At 60.1% G+C, this 15,357-nt stretch carries 13 protein-coding genes; 8 read left to right on the top strand and 5 right to left on the bottom strand.

The features are described from left to right. The first annotated feature begins 143 nt into the window (after window positions 1-143). Window positions 144-1,076 (top strand): LysR substrate-binding domain-containing protein, encoded by a 933-nt coding sequence (locus ACAX43_RS30765; protein WP_370712113.1) that lies wholly within the window; start codon window positions 144-146, stop codon window positions 1,074-1,076. A 7-nt stretch (window positions 1,077-1,083) separates the two neighbouring features. Here the strand turns inward: ACAX43_RS30765 and ACAX43_RS30760 are convergent, their stop codons facing one another. Both ACAX43_RS30760 and pcaQ read right to left on the bottom strand, forming a co-directional pair. Further along, window positions 1,084-2,217, bottom strand: a complete 1,134-nt coding sequence (locus ACAX43_RS30760) for a 4-hydroxyphenylpyruvate dioxygenase family protein (RefSeq protein WP_370712112.1) — start codon at window positions 2,215-2,217, stop codon at window positions 1,084-1,086. A gap of 227 nt (window positions 2,218-2,444) precedes the next feature. After that, complete coding sequence (pcaQ, locus tag ACAX43_RS30755) at window positions 2,445-3,443, bottom strand: pca operon transcription factor PcaQ (protein ID WP_370712111.1); 999 nt, start codon at window positions 3,441-3,443, stop codon at window positions 2,445-2,447. 108 nt (window positions 3,444-3,551) lie between these two features. Between pcaQ and pcaH the strand changes: the two genes are divergently transcribed. After that, window positions 3,552-4,256, top strand: a complete 705-nt coding sequence (pcaH, locus tag ACAX43_RS30750; RefSeq protein ID WP_370712110.1) for a protocatechuate 3,4-dioxygenase subunit beta — start codon at window positions 3,552-3,554, stop codon at window positions 4,254-4,256. Window positions 4,257-4,259: 3 nt separating this feature from the next. Continuing rightward, window positions 4,260-4,847: a protocatechuate 3,4-dioxygenase subunit alpha gene (gene pcaG, locus ACAX43_RS30745; RefSeq protein ID WP_370712109.1), complete on the top strand. Its 588-nt coding sequence runs from the start codon at window positions 4,260-4,262 to the stop codon at window positions 4,845-4,847. 214 nt (window positions 4,848-5,061) lie between these two features. Here the strand turns inward: pcaG and ACAX43_RS30740 are convergent, their stop codons facing one another. After that, window positions 5,062-5,325, bottom strand: a complete 264-nt coding sequence (locus ACAX43_RS30740) for an H-NS family nucleoid-associated regulatory protein (RefSeq protein WP_370712108.1) — start codon at window positions 5,323-5,325, stop codon at window positions 5,062-5,064. 489 nt (window positions 5,326-5,814) lie between these two features. On the opposite strand from ACAX43_RS30740, the gene ACAX43_RS30735 reads away from it, so the two are divergent. From ACAX43_RS30735 to ACAX43_RS30725, 3 genes are all read left to right on the top strand, one after another. Beyond that, complete coding sequence (locus ACAX43_RS30735) at window positions 5,815-6,450, top strand: LysE family translocator (RefSeq protein WP_370712107.1); 636 nt, start codon at window positions 5,815-5,817, stop codon at window positions 6,448-6,450. Between the two features lie 285 nt (window positions 6,451-6,735). Next, window positions 6,736-6,939: a cold-shock protein gene (locus ACAX43_RS30730; RefSeq protein ID WP_007178877.1), complete on the top strand. Its 204-nt coding sequence runs from the start codon at window positions 6,736-6,738 to the stop codon at window positions 6,937-6,939. A 291-nt stretch (window positions 6,940-7,230) separates the two neighbouring features. Beyond that, window positions 7,231-7,455: a hypothetical protein gene (locus tag ACAX43_RS30725; protein ID WP_370712106.1), complete on the top strand. Its 225-nt coding sequence runs from the start codon at window positions 7,231-7,233 to the stop codon at window positions 7,453-7,455. 97 nt (window positions 7,456-7,552) lie between these two features. Here the strand turns inward: ACAX43_RS30725 and ACAX43_RS30720 are convergent, their stop codons facing one another. Beyond that, on the bottom strand, window positions 7,553-9,184 hold the full coding sequence (locus ACAX43_RS30720) for an acyl-CoA synthetase (protein WP_370712105.1): 1,632 nt from the start codon (window positions 9,182-9,184) through the stop codon (window positions 7,553-7,555). Window positions 9,185-9,429: 245 nt separating this feature from the next. Between ACAX43_RS30720 and ACAX43_RS30715 the strand changes: the two genes are divergently transcribed. Beyond that, on the top strand, window positions 9,430-10,989 hold the full coding sequence (locus ACAX43_RS30715; protein ID WP_370712104.1) for a methyl-accepting chemotaxis protein: 1,560 nt from the start codon (window positions 9,430-9,432) through the stop codon (window positions 10,987-10,989). Between the two features lie 427 nt (window positions 10,990-11,416). Beyond that, window positions 11,417-12,520: a porin gene (locus ACAX43_RS30710; RefSeq protein ID WP_370712103.1), complete on the top strand. Its 1,104-nt coding sequence runs from the start codon at window positions 11,417-11,419 to the stop codon at window positions 12,518-12,520. 140 nt (window positions 12,521-12,660) lie between these two features. Here ACAX43_RS30710 and ACAX43_RS30705 read toward each other — a convergent pair whose 3' ends face one another. Next, window positions 12,661-13,821 (bottom strand): porin, encoded by a 1,161-nt coding sequence (locus ACAX43_RS30705; RefSeq protein WP_370712102.1) that lies wholly within the window; start codon window positions 13,819-13,821, stop codon window positions 12,661-12,663. Window positions 13,822-15,357 lie beyond the last annotated feature (1,536 nt).

Raw genomic sequence — 15,357 nt, 5'->3', positions numbered from 1 at the left:
GCACGCGTGCGTGCAATTGAAAGCGGCTTGCCGGCGCGGCTTTCAGGCGCAAGCCCGGCATCGGCGGATAGGAGATTATTCAAATCCGCCGACCCGCCGTAAAGCGAGATAAAATCGCCACTTGATGCGTTTTTGGAATCAACGTGCGAAAATTCAAGATCCCCAACATGGGTGCGCTGCTCGCTTTCGAAGCCGCCGCACGGCACGAAAGCTTCACGCATGCGGCACGCGAGCTCTTCCTCAGCGAAAGCGCGGTGTCCCGCCAGATCAATACGCTGGAGAGCAATCTGGGCGTGCGGCTATTCGTGCGCGTCAAACAGCGCGTGGTGCTGACGAAGGCGGGCAAGGTCTATAGCGCGCAGGTGCGGCGCTCGCTGGAACAACTGGACCGCGACACGTTGTCGATCATCGCGCATGGCAGCGGCGGCGGTTATCTGGAGTTGGCGGTGCTGCCGACCTTCGCGTCGCAATGGCTGATTCCGCGGCTGGCGGCGTTCAACGCGCAGCATCCGGATGTGCGGGTCAACATGGGCGTGCGCACCGGCACCTTCCCCTTCGCCGAGACGCATTTCGAAGCGGCGATCCACTACGGCAAACCGACATGGCCGGGCACATCGGCGGATTTTCTGTTCAGCGAGGAAGTCGTGCCGGTGTGCGCGGCACGTCTGTTGACGCGGCCCGTTGAGACGGCGGCCGATCTTCTGGACTATCCGCTGCTGCATTCCACCACCCGGCCGGACGGCTGGGCGTCCTGGTTCGCCAACTTTGGCGTCGACGACAACCGGTCGATGCAAGGCGTGCGCTACGAACTCCACACGATGCTGATCAGCGCCGCCGCGGCCGGTCTTGGCATTGCGCTGGTGCCGCGCTTTTTCGTCGACGCGCAGCTCGAACAGCTCGGACTTGTGGTGCCGCTCGACGCACCCGCGGTCGCCGAGTCGGCGTACTACCTCGTCTATCCGACCGAGTTGAGCCACGGCAAGCCGCTCACCAGCTTTCGCGAGTGGTTGCTGAGGGAAGCGGCCGAATACGGCGCCGTCAATCCCGAGTTGGCGGGCAAACCCGATAGCGATTGATTCAGCGTTACGCGCCGGCTTGCCCGCGCGCCTGCGCCAACGCACTCAAATTACCTTCGCCGAAACCGTGATGCCCTTGCCGCTGAACGATCTCGAAGAAGATTTCGCCGGCACCGCGTCGCACAAAGGTCTGGAAGAACAGCAGCGGCACGCCGTCGGCGCCGATCTCGCCATCCACCAGCACATGCGTGCGCCTGAGCCGCTCGACATCGAGTCCATGGCCCGGCAAACGCGCCTCGAGTTGCTCGTAATAGCTCGGCGGCGGCTCGACGAACTCGACGCCGTTCGCCAGCAGTCGCTCGACGCAAGCAAAAATATCGTCGGTGGCGAGCGCGATGTGCTGAACGCCTTCGCCCGGATGATCCGGCAGATACTCGTGCATCAGATTCGTGCGACGCGTGCCTTCTTCATACAAAGGCACACGGATCGCGCCGCACGGCGACACCATCACGCGCGATTCCGCCGACACATGCCAGTTTGCGTGCAACTCGTGAATCTCGCGGAAGTTGAGCAGGTCGCGATAGAAGTCGAGCCACTCCTGCATCCGCCCCTCGCCGACGGTCTGCGTCAGATGATCGACCGCGATAAGGCCGGTGCCCGCGTGATTCAGATCGGCTTGCGCGGTGTCGATCTCGATCGGACGAAAGTCGATGTCGAAGATCGAGATATCGCCGAGACCGCCGCGCTGACCGCCGCGGCCGCGCCAGCGGTCCACGAAATAGATGTGTGAATCGCCGATGCCCTGGATCGCCGGGATCAGCAGTTCGCCCGCGCCAAGGCGCTCGCCTTCAAACGCCCAAGCGCCGAGTTCGATCGCACGGTCGAAGGCGCGCTGCGCGTTGGCCACGCGAATGCCGATCGCGCAGATGCCCGCGCCGTATTCCTCGGCGTAGCGCTCGGCAAATGAATCCGGCTCGGCGTTGATCAGGAAATGCATCTCGCCCTGGCGATACAGCGTGACGTTCTTGCTGATATGACGCGCAATCGCCTTGAAGCCGAGTTTCGTGAAGGTTTCGCCGAGCGCCTTCGGCTCGCGCGATGCAAACTCCACGAATTCGAGGCCGGCGGTGCCGAGCGGATTGTGCTCAGGAACCGACACGGCTCGCAGCGCGGCGTCTGGAGTGGGCAAGTCGCTGGGCATGGCAATCTCCTTGTACCGTCTTTCGACGCTTTTCCTGATGTTCGATGCAAGCCGTCACACCCCCTCAGTGTGACACTGCACACGTGGTGTGCCGCAGCACTGGGGCCCGCGACGGTTTTGCACCGTGTTTGTACACCGGGTAGCGGGGCGTTCGCAACCTTCATTTTGTACTGGATGGTTCACGCGTGGCACATCGGCTTGCCGTGTGCGCCGTCAGGCGCCCTGCGTCACGTCTTGCGTGTGCTGCTGCGGCTGCGTTTCGGCGCGCGCCTCGCCGCAGGCTTGCCGACGGCAGCCGCCATGCGCTGCTGCGCAACTTCGCGCACGGCATCGATGAACGCCCGGCCCACCGGCGACGGCTGCGTGTCCGAACGCCGGATCAGCCCAACCGGCTCGCCGGTACCGCCGAACGGCAGCGGCAAGCGCATCAGCATGCCGTGCGCCAGTTCATATTCGACGGCGCTCAACGGCACGAACCACACCGCGTCGTTCTCGAGGGTCAACGCGCGGCCCGTGGAAACCGACAACACTTCAACAAACCCCGACAACGGCGGCACGCCCCATGCGGTCAACAGGCTCTCAGCCGATTGCCGGATCAGCGTGCCAAACGGCGGCAGCACCACCGGATAATCCTCCAGCGACGTGGCGGGCAATCCCGCCCCCAGCGCCAAAGGATGGCCGGCGCGCACCACGGCAATCAAGGGCTCGCTGAAAAGCTGCTCGAAACTGAGCCCGACCATCCGTTCCGGGTCTGCCAGACGTCCGATCGCAAATTCGATCGTGCCGGCTTTCAGGCGCTCCAGCAGTTCGGGGTTGGCACCGGTGGCGAGGCGCACGATCACGCGCGGCCAAAGCGCGGCGAACCGTTTCAGCACCGGCGGCATCAGCGCGGCTGCGACGGTCGGCAGAATGCCGATTTCCAGCGTGGCAGCGGCCGCGCCTTCGGCGCGCGCCAGCAGATCGACGCCCTGCCGCAACGCACTCACGCAGGCGCTCGCATGCGGCATGAAGAGTTGCCCCTCGCGGGTCGGCACGGCGCCATGGCGGCCGCGCTCGAATAGCTTCACGCCGAGAATCGCTTCGAGTTCGGCCACGGTCTTGGAGACCGCCGGCTGCGTGATGGACAGGCTTCCGGCGGCCCGCTGCACACTGCCGAATTGGGCGACAGCCAGAAAGCACTGAAGATGACGGAATTTGACGCGGCTGTCCGCGAGACTACGTTGCATAACGGCAGGTTATACGAAAATGGCGAAAACGTCATTTTGCATAACCTCCCGGGTTAGATAAAGTCGTTCAATAACGCCGTATCCCACAATTGTTCGAAGGAGACACAGATGGACGATTCCTTTCTCACCCCGCGCGACTTCGCGTCCCACCCCGACTACATCTATCCCGGCTACGGTTCATCGGTAAAGCGCGGCCCGACGCGTCCGCTGATTCCGTTGAAGGAAAAGCTGCGCGATCAACGCGTGCCCGTCTACGGCACGGAAGACCTCGGCGCGCTCGATCACGATCTGACGCGTAACGCGGTGCGCAACGGCGAGCCGCTCGGCGAGCGCATCATCGTGACGGGGCGCGTGCTCGACGAAGGCGGCCGTCCGGTGCGCAACACGCTGGTCGAAATCTGGCAAGCCAATGCCGCCGGCCGCTATGTGCACAAGAACGACCAGCATGACGCACCGCTCGACCCGAATTTCCTCGGCGCGGGCCGCTGCCTGACCGACAACGAAGGCCGTTATCGCTTCCTGACGATCAAACCGGGCGCGTACCCGTGGGGCAATCACCCGAACGCGTGGCGTCCGAACCATATCCATTTCTCGCTGTTTGGCGACCATTTCGGCTCGCGCCTGGTTACGCAGATGTACTTCCCCGGCGACCCGCTGCTGGCCTTCGACCCGATTTTTCAGGGCACGCCTGAGCACGCACGTGACCGTCTGATCGCAAACTTCTCGCTCGATACGACAAAAGAAGCCTATGCGCTCGGCTACGATTTCGACATCGTGCTGCGCGGCCGCAACGAAACGCCGATGGAGCGCTAAGCCATGACGACACTTAAGCAAACGCCTTCGCAAACGGTTGGGCCGTACTTCGCCTACGGTCTCTGTCCGCAGCAGTACGACTTCGACTTCAAAAGTCTGTTTACGCCGGTTGTGGCCGACCGTGAAGCGGCCGGCGAGCACGTCACGATCGTGGGCCAGGTGTTCGACGGCGACGGCAAGGTGATCGGCGACGCGATGCTCGAAATATCGCAGGTGGACGCGCAAGGCCACTATCCGGCATCCCGGGCCGAAGTCGAGGCAACCGGCTTCCGGGGCTTCGCCCGCGTCGGCACGGGGACCGATCCGCAGAAGCGCTTTGTCGTTGAAACGGTGAAACCCGGGCGCGCCAGCCCGGACGCAGCGCCGCATCTGAATGTCATCGTGACGATGCGAGGCATGCTGCTGCATACCTTCACGCGACTTTATTTCGAGGACGAAGCCAAGGCAAATGAACAGGATGCCGTGCTGGCAGCAGTTCCCGCGGACCGGCGCGACACGCTGATCGCGCGTCGCGAGCCGAATACGGCCAATGTGTACCGGTTCGATATCCACATGCAGGGCGATAAGGAAACCGTATTTTTCGACCTGTGATGCGGATTTTCTATACTTTCATGTAGCTTTCACATACACTGAAATTGATCCGTCTAGCGACTGGATCGCGAAACTCCGAGTATTTGAGCCCGCCATGTGCGGGCTTTTTTTTGCCCGGCCGCTGCCGGGCGAAATAACCACTTCACGATCAGTCGAGTAAGCCTTGATCAAGGGGTAGCGGCTAGCCGCTGCAACCCGACAACCGCGGCAACCGTCAGCAGCGGAAGTGATCGATGTTCTGCCCAGCGTAAATCGCGCGCGCAAGCCAGTCCGGTTTATCGCCATGACCGTCCCACGTATTACCAAAGGCGTCGCGATACTTCACGGCTGGGATGGCGGCTGCGTCGGCTTCGATCGAATCGGCGAGCGCTTCGATCGTAATGCCATAGTCGTCCATGCGGCGGCGGATCCACACGATCAGGCGCTCACGCGCATTCCCGTCGAGGTCGAACAGCCGTTGTTCTTCTCGCTCTTTCATAACGTACCGGTTCCGCGGCAGATAATGCTCGCGTTCGAAAAACAAAGGCTTCGCTAAACGACGCGAAGCCTATGCCTGGATCAGATGGGTGGAGTGCAAATCGGACTCACGATGCATCTCCCGATGCGGGAAAACTCGCACCTGGAAATCATGCCCAACAAATCTTGGATTTAGGGGGATTGGTCGACAAACGACTTGAATCGCGCCCGTGATTGGCCTCGGTGCTCCGAGGTTGCTTCAGCGTATGGAAATGGATTCTAGCATTCAAATTCTGCTTGCTTGCAGCAATGGCGTATTTGCCCCCGCAGCACTTATTGTCTGTGTGGCTCGCGGGCAAACAGAAAGCGTCACGCAGGCAATCGGATCAAGAAAGCCCCGGCCGCCGCAAGGCAGAACACCCAATACTGTCGGCAAAGTCAAAAGAAAAGCAGATCTCTCTTTCTCATGTTATTTTCCCTCCACCAGCACGCCTGCAGGAGATACACAAAAATGCCCGCCTCAACCGCCATCATCACGATTCTGGCCGCCCTGCTACTGGGCGCGATGAGCCCCGGCCCGAGCTTCGTCATCGTCGCCCGAAATGCAATCGGACTCTCGCGCGGCGACGGCCTCGCGACGGCCGCCGGCATGGGTATCGGCGGCGTCTTTTTCAGCGGTATCGCATTACTCGGCCTGTACACGTTGCTGGCCACAGTCGAATGGCTCTACGTCGGTTTGAAAGTGGCGGGCGGTCTCTACCTGATCTACCTCGCGTCGAAGATCTGGCGCGGCGCCGCTAAACCGCTCGCATTCGACGCCGCGCAAGCCGCCGCCACCAATGTGCGCAAATCCTTCTGGATCGGTTTGAGCACACAACTCAGTAATCCGAAAACAGCCGTTTACTATGGCAGTATCTTCGCGGCCCTCCTCCCGCAACATCCACCGCTGTGGTGCTACTTTGCGTTGCCCCCCGCGATTTTCGCCATCGAAGCCGGCTGGTACACGATCGTCGCACTGTGCTTTTCGAGCAAACGGCCGCGCGAAATCTATTTACGGTGGAAGGCCTGGATCGATCGCGTCGCCGCCAGCGCGGTTGCCGCGCTCGGATTGCGCCTGATCCTGACGGCCCATAAAGTGGGCATCTGAAACGGCAAACTCGTTTGGGCAGCGTGTCGTGCCGCTCGACACGACAAGCCTGCAGGCCAAGGGCCGTATCGCAAGCCGAGCCGCCAGCCACGTCCGGCAAGACAGTTACAAGATAAGTGTTGACGCAAACATGCCCGGCGGTTACTGTGGCACTCGAAGTTCAAGAAGTTCGATTGCTGTTCATCAATGTTCGCTCCTCAGCGGTATTCGTTGTCCTCTCCCTCCTTGATGCTTCACGCGCTCCAACAGAGCAAATCTTTACTATTTTTTCCTCAAGGATTCTTCATGGATACCGGTACCGTTAAGTGGTTCAACGACAGCAAAGGCTTTGGCTTCATTACCCCGGACAAGGGCGGCGACGACCTGTTCGCGCACTTCTCCGAAATCAGCGGCGACGGCTTCAAGACGCTGGCTGAAAATCAGAAGGTGAGCTTCGAAACGAAGCAAGGCCCGAAGGGTCTGCAAGCGGCTAACATCAAGCCGATGTAAGTTTGAAGGGCTCGGTGTCCGGCAACGGACATCGGGCTGCAGCGACATCCTCGCGGAGCTTTGTCTCCCACAGTTGGCGCGATCGCTCTTAGCTGCATGTGTTTTTGAGCAGCAAGCCCTAAGCGCCAAACGCCTCGTTGCACCTCATTCGCCCCTCTGGCTTTAACGCCCTTTTTAGCTTTCCGACTGCGTTTTGGATTCGGCTCGCAATGGCTTGAATCAGCTCGCCCGCGTGACTCGTACAAACGATTCGCCCGGCAGCCGCGCACTCGAACATTATTAAAAAATAAAATGCAAAACAAACATATTCATCACTACAACGGCTATGCCGTCAAACCCTCGGCGCATCGTTTGCCCGACGGTAGCTTCTCGTCCAACCTGCTGCTCGAACGGGCCGACAGCGCACGTGCCGAAGGGCGCTACCAGTTCTATTCGCTCGACTACTTCATGAACGAAGAACAGGCGTTGCAGCACTCGGCGCGCTGGGCACGCAACTGGGTCGACACGCGCGGTTAAGCGCGGGTTAAGAGCCATTCCGCACGCTGGACCCTGCGTTTGCATCGTTCAGCACCATATAGCGCGCCATTCGGCGCGCTAGCCAATTGCACGCGATCTATTCTGTGCCTTCCGCTTTGATCCGCGCGCGCAATTCGAACTTCTGAATTTTTCCCGTCGACGTCTTCGGCAATTCGCCGAAGCGCACTGCTTTGGGCAGCTTGTATCCCGCAAGGAACAGCCGGCAGTGCGCAATGATCTCTTCCGCGCTCACCTGAGCGCCTTCCTTAAGCTCAACGAAAGCGCACGGTACCTCGCCCCACTTCGGATCGGCCATTGCCACCACGGCGGCAACCGAGACTGCAGGGTGACGGTACAGTGTGTCCTCGACCTCGATGCTCGAGATGTTCTCGCCGCCCGAAATAATGATGTCCTTGCTGCGATCACGGATGCGGATATAGCCGTCAGGCATCCGCACACCAAGATCGCCGGTATGGAACCAGCCGCCGCGGAAGGTCGCTTCCGTGGCGCGCTCGTTCTTCAGATAGCCCTTCATGCAGATGTTGCCTCGGAACATGATCTCGCCGAGCGTTTCGCCGTCGTCAGGAACCGGCGCGAGCGTGTCCGGGTCCAGCACTGCTACTGCCGCCTGCAGGTGATAGCGCACGCCTTGCCGCGCGTTCATTTCGGCGCGCGCGTTGTCGTCGAGCGTCTCCCATTCTTCCTGCTTCGCACAGACCGCGGCTGGCCCGTAGGTCTCGGTGAGCCCGTAAACGTGCGTCAGATCGAAACCGATCTCCTTCATTTTGGCAATCACCGCCGGTGCGGGCGCCGCGCCCGCTACCATCGTCGACACGCGATGTGTAATGCCGTCGCGCCACTCGGCCGGCGCATTTGCCAACGCGCTTTGCACGATCGGCGCGCCGCAATAGTGCGTAATGCCTTCGCGGCGAATCAGGTCGAACACCGTCTTCGCGTCGAATTTGCGTAGACAGACGTTGACGCCGGCACGCGCGGCGACAGTCCACGGAAAACACCACCCGTTGCAGTGAAAGAGCGGCAAGGTCCATAGATAAACCGCGTGCTTGGGCATGTCCCATTCGAGGATATTGCTGAGCGCATTCAGATACGCACCGCGATGGTGGTAGACCACGCCCTTGGGGTCGCCGGTCGTACCCGAGGTGTAGTTCAGCGCGATGGCGTCCCACTCGTCGGCAGGCATTGCCCAGGCGAACTCAGGGTCGCCCGTTCGCAGAAACGCTTCGTAGTCGGTCGCACGAGTGAATTTGTCCGCGTCGGCGGGCATTGCATCCGCCACACTGATTACGCGTAGCTCCGGAAATTCCAGTGCCGCACGGTGTGCGAGTTCGCTGTACTCCGTATCGACGATCAGCGCCTTCGCCTCGCCGTGACGCAGCATGAACAGCAGTGACGAGACGTCGAGCCGCGTATTGAGCGTATTGAGCACGGCGCCGGCCATCGGCACGCCGAAGTGCGCCTCTATCATCGGAGGAATGTTTGGCAGTAAAGCGGCAACCGTATCGCCGGGCTCGATGCCGGAGCTTCGCAACGCGCCGGCCAGGCGTCGCGCGCGCTCATAGGTTTCGCGCCAGTTGCGGCGAATGTCTCCATGGACGACCGCCAGCCGCTCCCCGTAGACTTCCGCCGCGCGCACGATGAAATCGATCGGCGTCAGCGGGACATAATTGGCCTCACGCCGCGCGAGGCCTTCTTCGAACATGTGTTTCATCGCACTGTCTCCTGAGGCGCTAGCCGCGCCGTCGATTATCCTGAGTGGTGAGCTAGCCTGGCAACTGTCATGGTGAACTGTCTGTCTCGTTTTTCATCGGCCACCTCACACCGAACATTTTGCGTTCCAAGCAGGAATTTCGGAAGTCAGAATAAAGAATCTGCGGCAACCGCCGTTATGCCGACTATGCAACGAAGATTGCAGCCCCTCCCTATTCCGAGCTCAATGTATTGTCGAAGTCGATAATGAACCGTCTGACACTGAAACAGAAGTTGTGGGTACCGTTGCTGCTTTGCTGGGCAGCGCTCCTGATCATCACCGTTGTAAACGCGTTCGAAGCCCGTAACGCTCAAATGGGCGCACGACGCGCGGATCTGGCCGATGTCACCGATATGGCGGCATCGATCGTCGCGGACTACGCGAAGCTGGCCGACGCGGGCAAACTCTCCGTCGACGAGGCCAAACAGCAGGCCGTCGCCCGCGTCAGCGCACAGCGTTATGGCACATCGGGCTACGTGACGATCGTGCGCGGCGATTCAGTGATGGTCGCTCATCCGATGAGCCCCAAGCTCAATGGCAAGGACATGAGCGGCTTCCGCGACGCCAAGGGCAACGCGCTGTATCACGACATCGCCCAAGCCGGCGGCTCGGCGGGCGGCGCAGGCTATCTGCGCTATTGGTGGCCGAAACCCGGCGAGACAGCGCCGAGCGAAAAGATAGGCTATGTAAAACGCTTCGTCCCGTGGAACTGGGACTTTATCGCCGGTGCCTATATGGACGATATCCAGGCGCAGTTCTACGCAACCCTTGCACGCTCGGCCGGCATGCTGGTGCTGCTGGGTGTACTGGTGTCGTTCGTGGCCTCGCGCGTGGTGCGCAACGTATCGCGTTCGATCGGCGGAGAGCCTTCCACGGCGGCGGCAATTGCGATGCAGATTGCGCGTGGCGATCTCGCCACCCACATCGCCCTGCGTCGCGACGACACGTCGAGCCTGCTGTTCTCGCTGCGCGAGATGCGCGATCAACTCGCTGCGACTGTCGCACGGATCAAAGCATCCGCCGAGACGATCACCGTCGCCTCGAAGGAGATTGCCGCGGGCAACCTGGATCTGTCGAGCCGCACCGAAGAACAGGCTGCCTCCTTGCAGCAAACCGCAGCCAGCATGGACGAAATCACCAAGACCGTCACACAGAACGCCGACAATGCGGCGACCGCGTCGGAACTGGCAACCGATGCGTCGAATATCGCCGCGCGCGGCGGCCAGGTGGTCAACGACGTGGTCGAGAAAATGGCCGGCATCACCGATAGTTCACGCAAAATCGGCGAGATCATCAGCGTGATCGAAGGCATCGCGTTCCAGACCAATATCCTGGCGCTGAACGCCGCGGTGGAAGCGGCGCGCGCCGGCGAAGAGGGCCGCGGCTTCGCGGTCGTCGCGGGCGAAGTACGCAACCTCGCTCAGCGCAGCGCGACAGCGGCCAAAGAAATCAAGGTGCTGATCGATCAGTCGGTCGCGCAGGTCGGCGAAGGCTCGACGCTCGCAGGCAAGGCGGGCAGCACGATCGGCGAAGTGGTCGATGCGGTGCGTCGCGTGACGGCGATCATGAATGAGATCTCGGCGGCCTCGAAAGCGCAAAGCACGGGTATCGACGAAGTTAATCTCGCGATCCACCAGATGGACGATGTGACGCAGCGCAACGCGGCGTTGGTCGAGCAGGCGGCGGCCGCAGCCAGTTCACTCGACGAGCAAACCGAACGGCTGCGCCATGCCGTTTCAGTGTTCAAGGTCGAACAGCACGCGTGATTGAGCGGCGCACTTGGCGCATCCGAGTCAAATAGGCCGTCACCAGAGTTATGAGGTGACGGCCTTTTGTTTGCCGTAGAAACACGTCTTGAGCAATCTAAACGGCGCGCGCGTTGTCTCTGCGCGACACAGGCTGCGTCAAAATGGCATTGGCCTCGAATTGCGCGAAGACAATATTGACCAGCACACCTGAATTTTTCCAGCACGGATAGTTGCGGTGCGCAGTCTGATAACACGCAAGGACAATCGTCAGAAATCGCAATACCTTATTGTGCCGAAGGATTTATGGCGCGATGAAGGTCGTGGTCTATCATCGGCGCGCCCGGTGCGTGGCGAGCCTGCGCGCTGCGCCTTGCATGAAAAATCCATCACCGCATACGTAGGAATTCCAGTGAGACAAATAAGACTCCTTAAGACTGCCGCACTCATGAGCGGCGCCGCACTCGCAATGACATCTGAACAGGCTTCGGCACAGAGTTCGATCACCCTATATGGCGTCGCCGACGCGAGTGTGCGCTATCTGACGAACGCCAATGCGAAGAACGACGGGCGCCTGTATATGACCAACGGCGCGATCACCAACAGCCGCTGGGGTCTGCGCGGCTCGGAGGATCTGGGCGGCGGTCTGAAAGCAATCTTCGATCTGGAAAGCGGTATCAACCTACAGGACGGTTCGGCTTCGGACAGCCAGCGGATCTTCAATCGCAATGCCTATGTGGGCTTGAGCAGCCAGTACGGCACGGTGACGTTCGGCCGTCAGAAGACGCCGTTGTTCGATTTGCTAGGCGATACTTACGATCCGCTCACGGTCGGTAATTACGCGGAGAATTCATGGTTGCCGGGCGCGCTCGGCGCGGGGCTCTACTCAGACAACGCCGTCAAATACACCGGCACGTACAAAGGCCTGACGATGGCCGCAATGTACTCGTTCGGCACCAACGCCGAATCGGGCGATGTCCGAGGTTTCTCGGGACAAGTGCCGGGACATCTTGGCGCGGGCAGCATGTACGGCTTCACGCTGTCGTATGTGGCCGGGCCGCTGAGCGTCGCAGCCGGCGTGCAACAGAACAGCGACAACAGCAACCACAAGCAGACCATCTTCAACGCGAACGCGGTCTATGCGTTCAGTTTTGCGAAGGTGTACGTCGGCTATCTGCATTCCAAGGACGATACGGGCTTCGTCGACAGCGCGCTGGCACAGCAAAGGCTCGTGCCGGGTGTCGATATTCTGAAGGGTTCGGGGCGCGTCGACAACGGTCCGTTTGCTGGCGTATCGTGGCAGGCCACGGACGCCCTTACGCTGACCGGCGCGGCGTATTACGACCATATGTCGAATGCGGCGATCGGTAACGGCCAGCTAGGCCGCGGTAATCGCTATACGTTCGTGGCGTTGGCGGAGTATGCGTTGTCGAAGCGCACGCAAGTGTACGGTACGGTCGATTTCGGCAAGGTGTCCGGCGCTGCCTCGGCGGAATTGCCGGGCAAGAGCAATCAGACCGGCGTTGCACTCGGCTTGCGTACGATTTTCTGAGTACCGCACGGTACGGCAAGGTCTTGCGAGGCGCGCACCATCTGGCATTCAGGCCGGGTGCTGTGCATCAAAGTGCCACGCCCATAAAAAAAGGTGCCGCGAACGGCACCTTTTCTGCAACAACTAGCTTCTGCTGAAGCTTAGAAGCGGTGACGCAGACCGACCGTAGCGGCCGTCTGGTTCTTCGACGACGACGGCAGTTGCGTCGGGTCGCCGCTGTAGATCGATGCCACTGCGTTGTCGCCCGATGCGTGTTGGTACACGGCTTGAGCGTAGACGTCGGTACGACGCGACAGCGAGTAGTCAGCCTGCAGGCCGATCTGGTGGAAACGAACCTTGTCGCTGCCCACTTGGTTGGCGCCGTAGATATGGCCGTCGGTGAACGTGTACGCAACGCCCAGGCCCAGAGCCGGGGTGATGTTGTACTTGCCGTTCACTTCATAGTTGTTCAAACGCAGCGATTGTTGGCCTGCGGCGTAGTTGTCAGCACGCGATTGCGTCCATGCCAGACCGACGGTAGCCGGGCCGAACGAGTACGAACCTGCCGCACCAAATTCACGCTGACGGAAGTTGCCGTTGACGCCCAACAGCGCGCCGTCCGATGCGCCACCGTTGCTTGCCGTGCCTGCTGCGTTCGTTGCACCCGGGTTGTTCTGCTGTGCGTAAGCAGCGCCCAAACGCAGACCTTGGTACTGGTATGCAGCACCGACGCTATATTCGCGGTTGTTTGCGAATGCGCCAGCCTGGTTCGAGAAGCCGTACGTGCCGCCGAACGTGAAGCCTGCATAGTTAGCGCTCGAGTACTTGATCGAGTTGTTGACTGCGTAGCCGCCGTTGGTGTTCAGGTTGTCGTTGTTGAACGGGTGCGCGAAGTACGTACCGCCCCAGCTGCCCGTTGCGGTCAGCGGTGCCAGGTAGTCTTGTGCTGCGTCGTATTGACGACCCAGCGTGACCGTACCGAATTGTGCGCTCGACAGACCGACGAACGCTTGACGGTTGAACATGCCGTTGTTGTTAGCGAACTTGCCGTTGTTGATGTTGAAGCCGCTTTCCAACGTGAAGATTGCCTTCAGACCGCCACCCAGATCTTCCGAACCGCGCAGACCGAACATGCTTTGGTTGATGCCGCCGCTACCCGCTGCCCACTTTGCGTTACCGTGCCCGAGGCCGTTGGCCGGGGCGACATTGCTGGTGTACGTCAGGCCTGCGTCCAGCAGACCATACAGGGTCACGCTGCTTTGTGCGTGAGCGACGGAAGCGAACGATGCGGCAACCGCAACGACGATGAGACTCTTTTTCATGCGTGGGACTCCTGTTCGATAAATTTACGCGGGGAGCGGGACCTGCCTCAGCAGCGCATAAATCACTCGCTGCCACCTGTTCACCAAGCCGTTTCGGATCAGCCAGGCACCCTTTGAACGAAGCGTGAGTGTAGGGGGACACCCTAGTAGAGACGTTGGCAATTTACACAACAGGATTTTTCCGAATCCGCAACAATGAATCCGAGATGGGCATTAAGCCTTTGTTTTTCAGGCATTTATCGCAAAATCAGGGGCTGCACCGCACCTGCTCTGGACAGAAATTATTTGCAACATCTCAATATTAAAGTTGTGCGTATGCAACAGCATTTAATATGCGTGACGTAATCGGGCCGGAGCGATTGAAAGTGAGAGATATCTGATTGCGTGAAATCCAGGCAATTGCAACAGCCATTCCGATGCGGAGTAGATTTATTTCAGGAAAGTGGGAACTTAATTGATTTAATCTGGTCGGCGCGACATTAACGCGCGAATATCTAGCGTAGTGAATCTCATGCGATAGCCGCGTTAAAGGCGGCTGCGATTTCTCGTTTGGCTTTACGCCATGGCGACCGCATTTTGATCTGGTGCCGGCTCTTGGCCGCCCCGGGTGCGCAGGCGGTTTGCTTTCCGCTGCGGCGAGTAGCACACGCCTGGATGGGCGTGCCAAAAATCGCCATTGGGGGCTTTATGCATTCTGGCTTCGGAACTGGACAGCTGCTTTGCAAACCCCGCGCCGCTGAGGAAGTGGAGCCTTCGGCACGGGCATTGCCCGGAGGTGAACTGCGGCGCCGGCCGCCGCGTGACAATAACCCCGTGCTGAAAGCGGACGGCAAAAATCGAACAGCCTTCCACATTCGTTAACGGCACAGCCGTTCTTTTTTTTACACGGAGTTTCCCTACTTTCCGGTAGGTGGCCCTTATGGTTGCCTTGCGACCTTGCGGAGCGTCTCATCCTCGGATGAGCGCCCTGCGAGCGCAATCCGTTTCTCACGGGTACCGCGGTTAGCAGACGCGGCTCGCGCGACATACGCATCAACCAAGCTGTAGAAATTGCCCTCGTGCGCTGCGAAACTTTCAACACTACTTTGTGCGCTCTCTCACCCTTCCCGATCAATGTCTATCGAACCGGGAGCGAGACTTCGTCGAAGGCTCCTGTCAGGAACGGCTCCAGTCCAAACAGCCAAGCGAAGCAGAAAGTGACGCGCGGGAATGCGTTCCGCGACCTTTGCGGTCCACCCTCGTCAGGGCCATCCACCGATTTGGCTAACAGCAGTTGAGGCTGCGTGAAATCTGTAGGGGTGTGGTCGGGTCGCATGGTTGTTCTCGTTATTGATATGGCCGGGAAGCCCAGCTTACGCAAACGACGTGCCACTCTCACGGAGTGGATTGCCGAGGGCCTACTGATGAGACTAGCTGTTAGCGCCGATGTAAAAATGACCCTGTCGCCGCAGTAAACCTGACCCACCTGGTAGACGATGGCGGCTTTTGCCGCCGATGCTGACTCAGGAGCAAGCAGTGGAAATCAAGGTATTGGCC

The organism is Paraburkholderia sp. IW21, from assembly GCF_041321145.1.
Taxonomy (GTDB): Bacteria; Pseudomonadota; Gammaproteobacteria; order Burkholderiales; family Burkholderiaceae; genus Paraburkholderia.
This window is presented reverse-complemented; position numbering and strand designations above follow the sequence as displayed.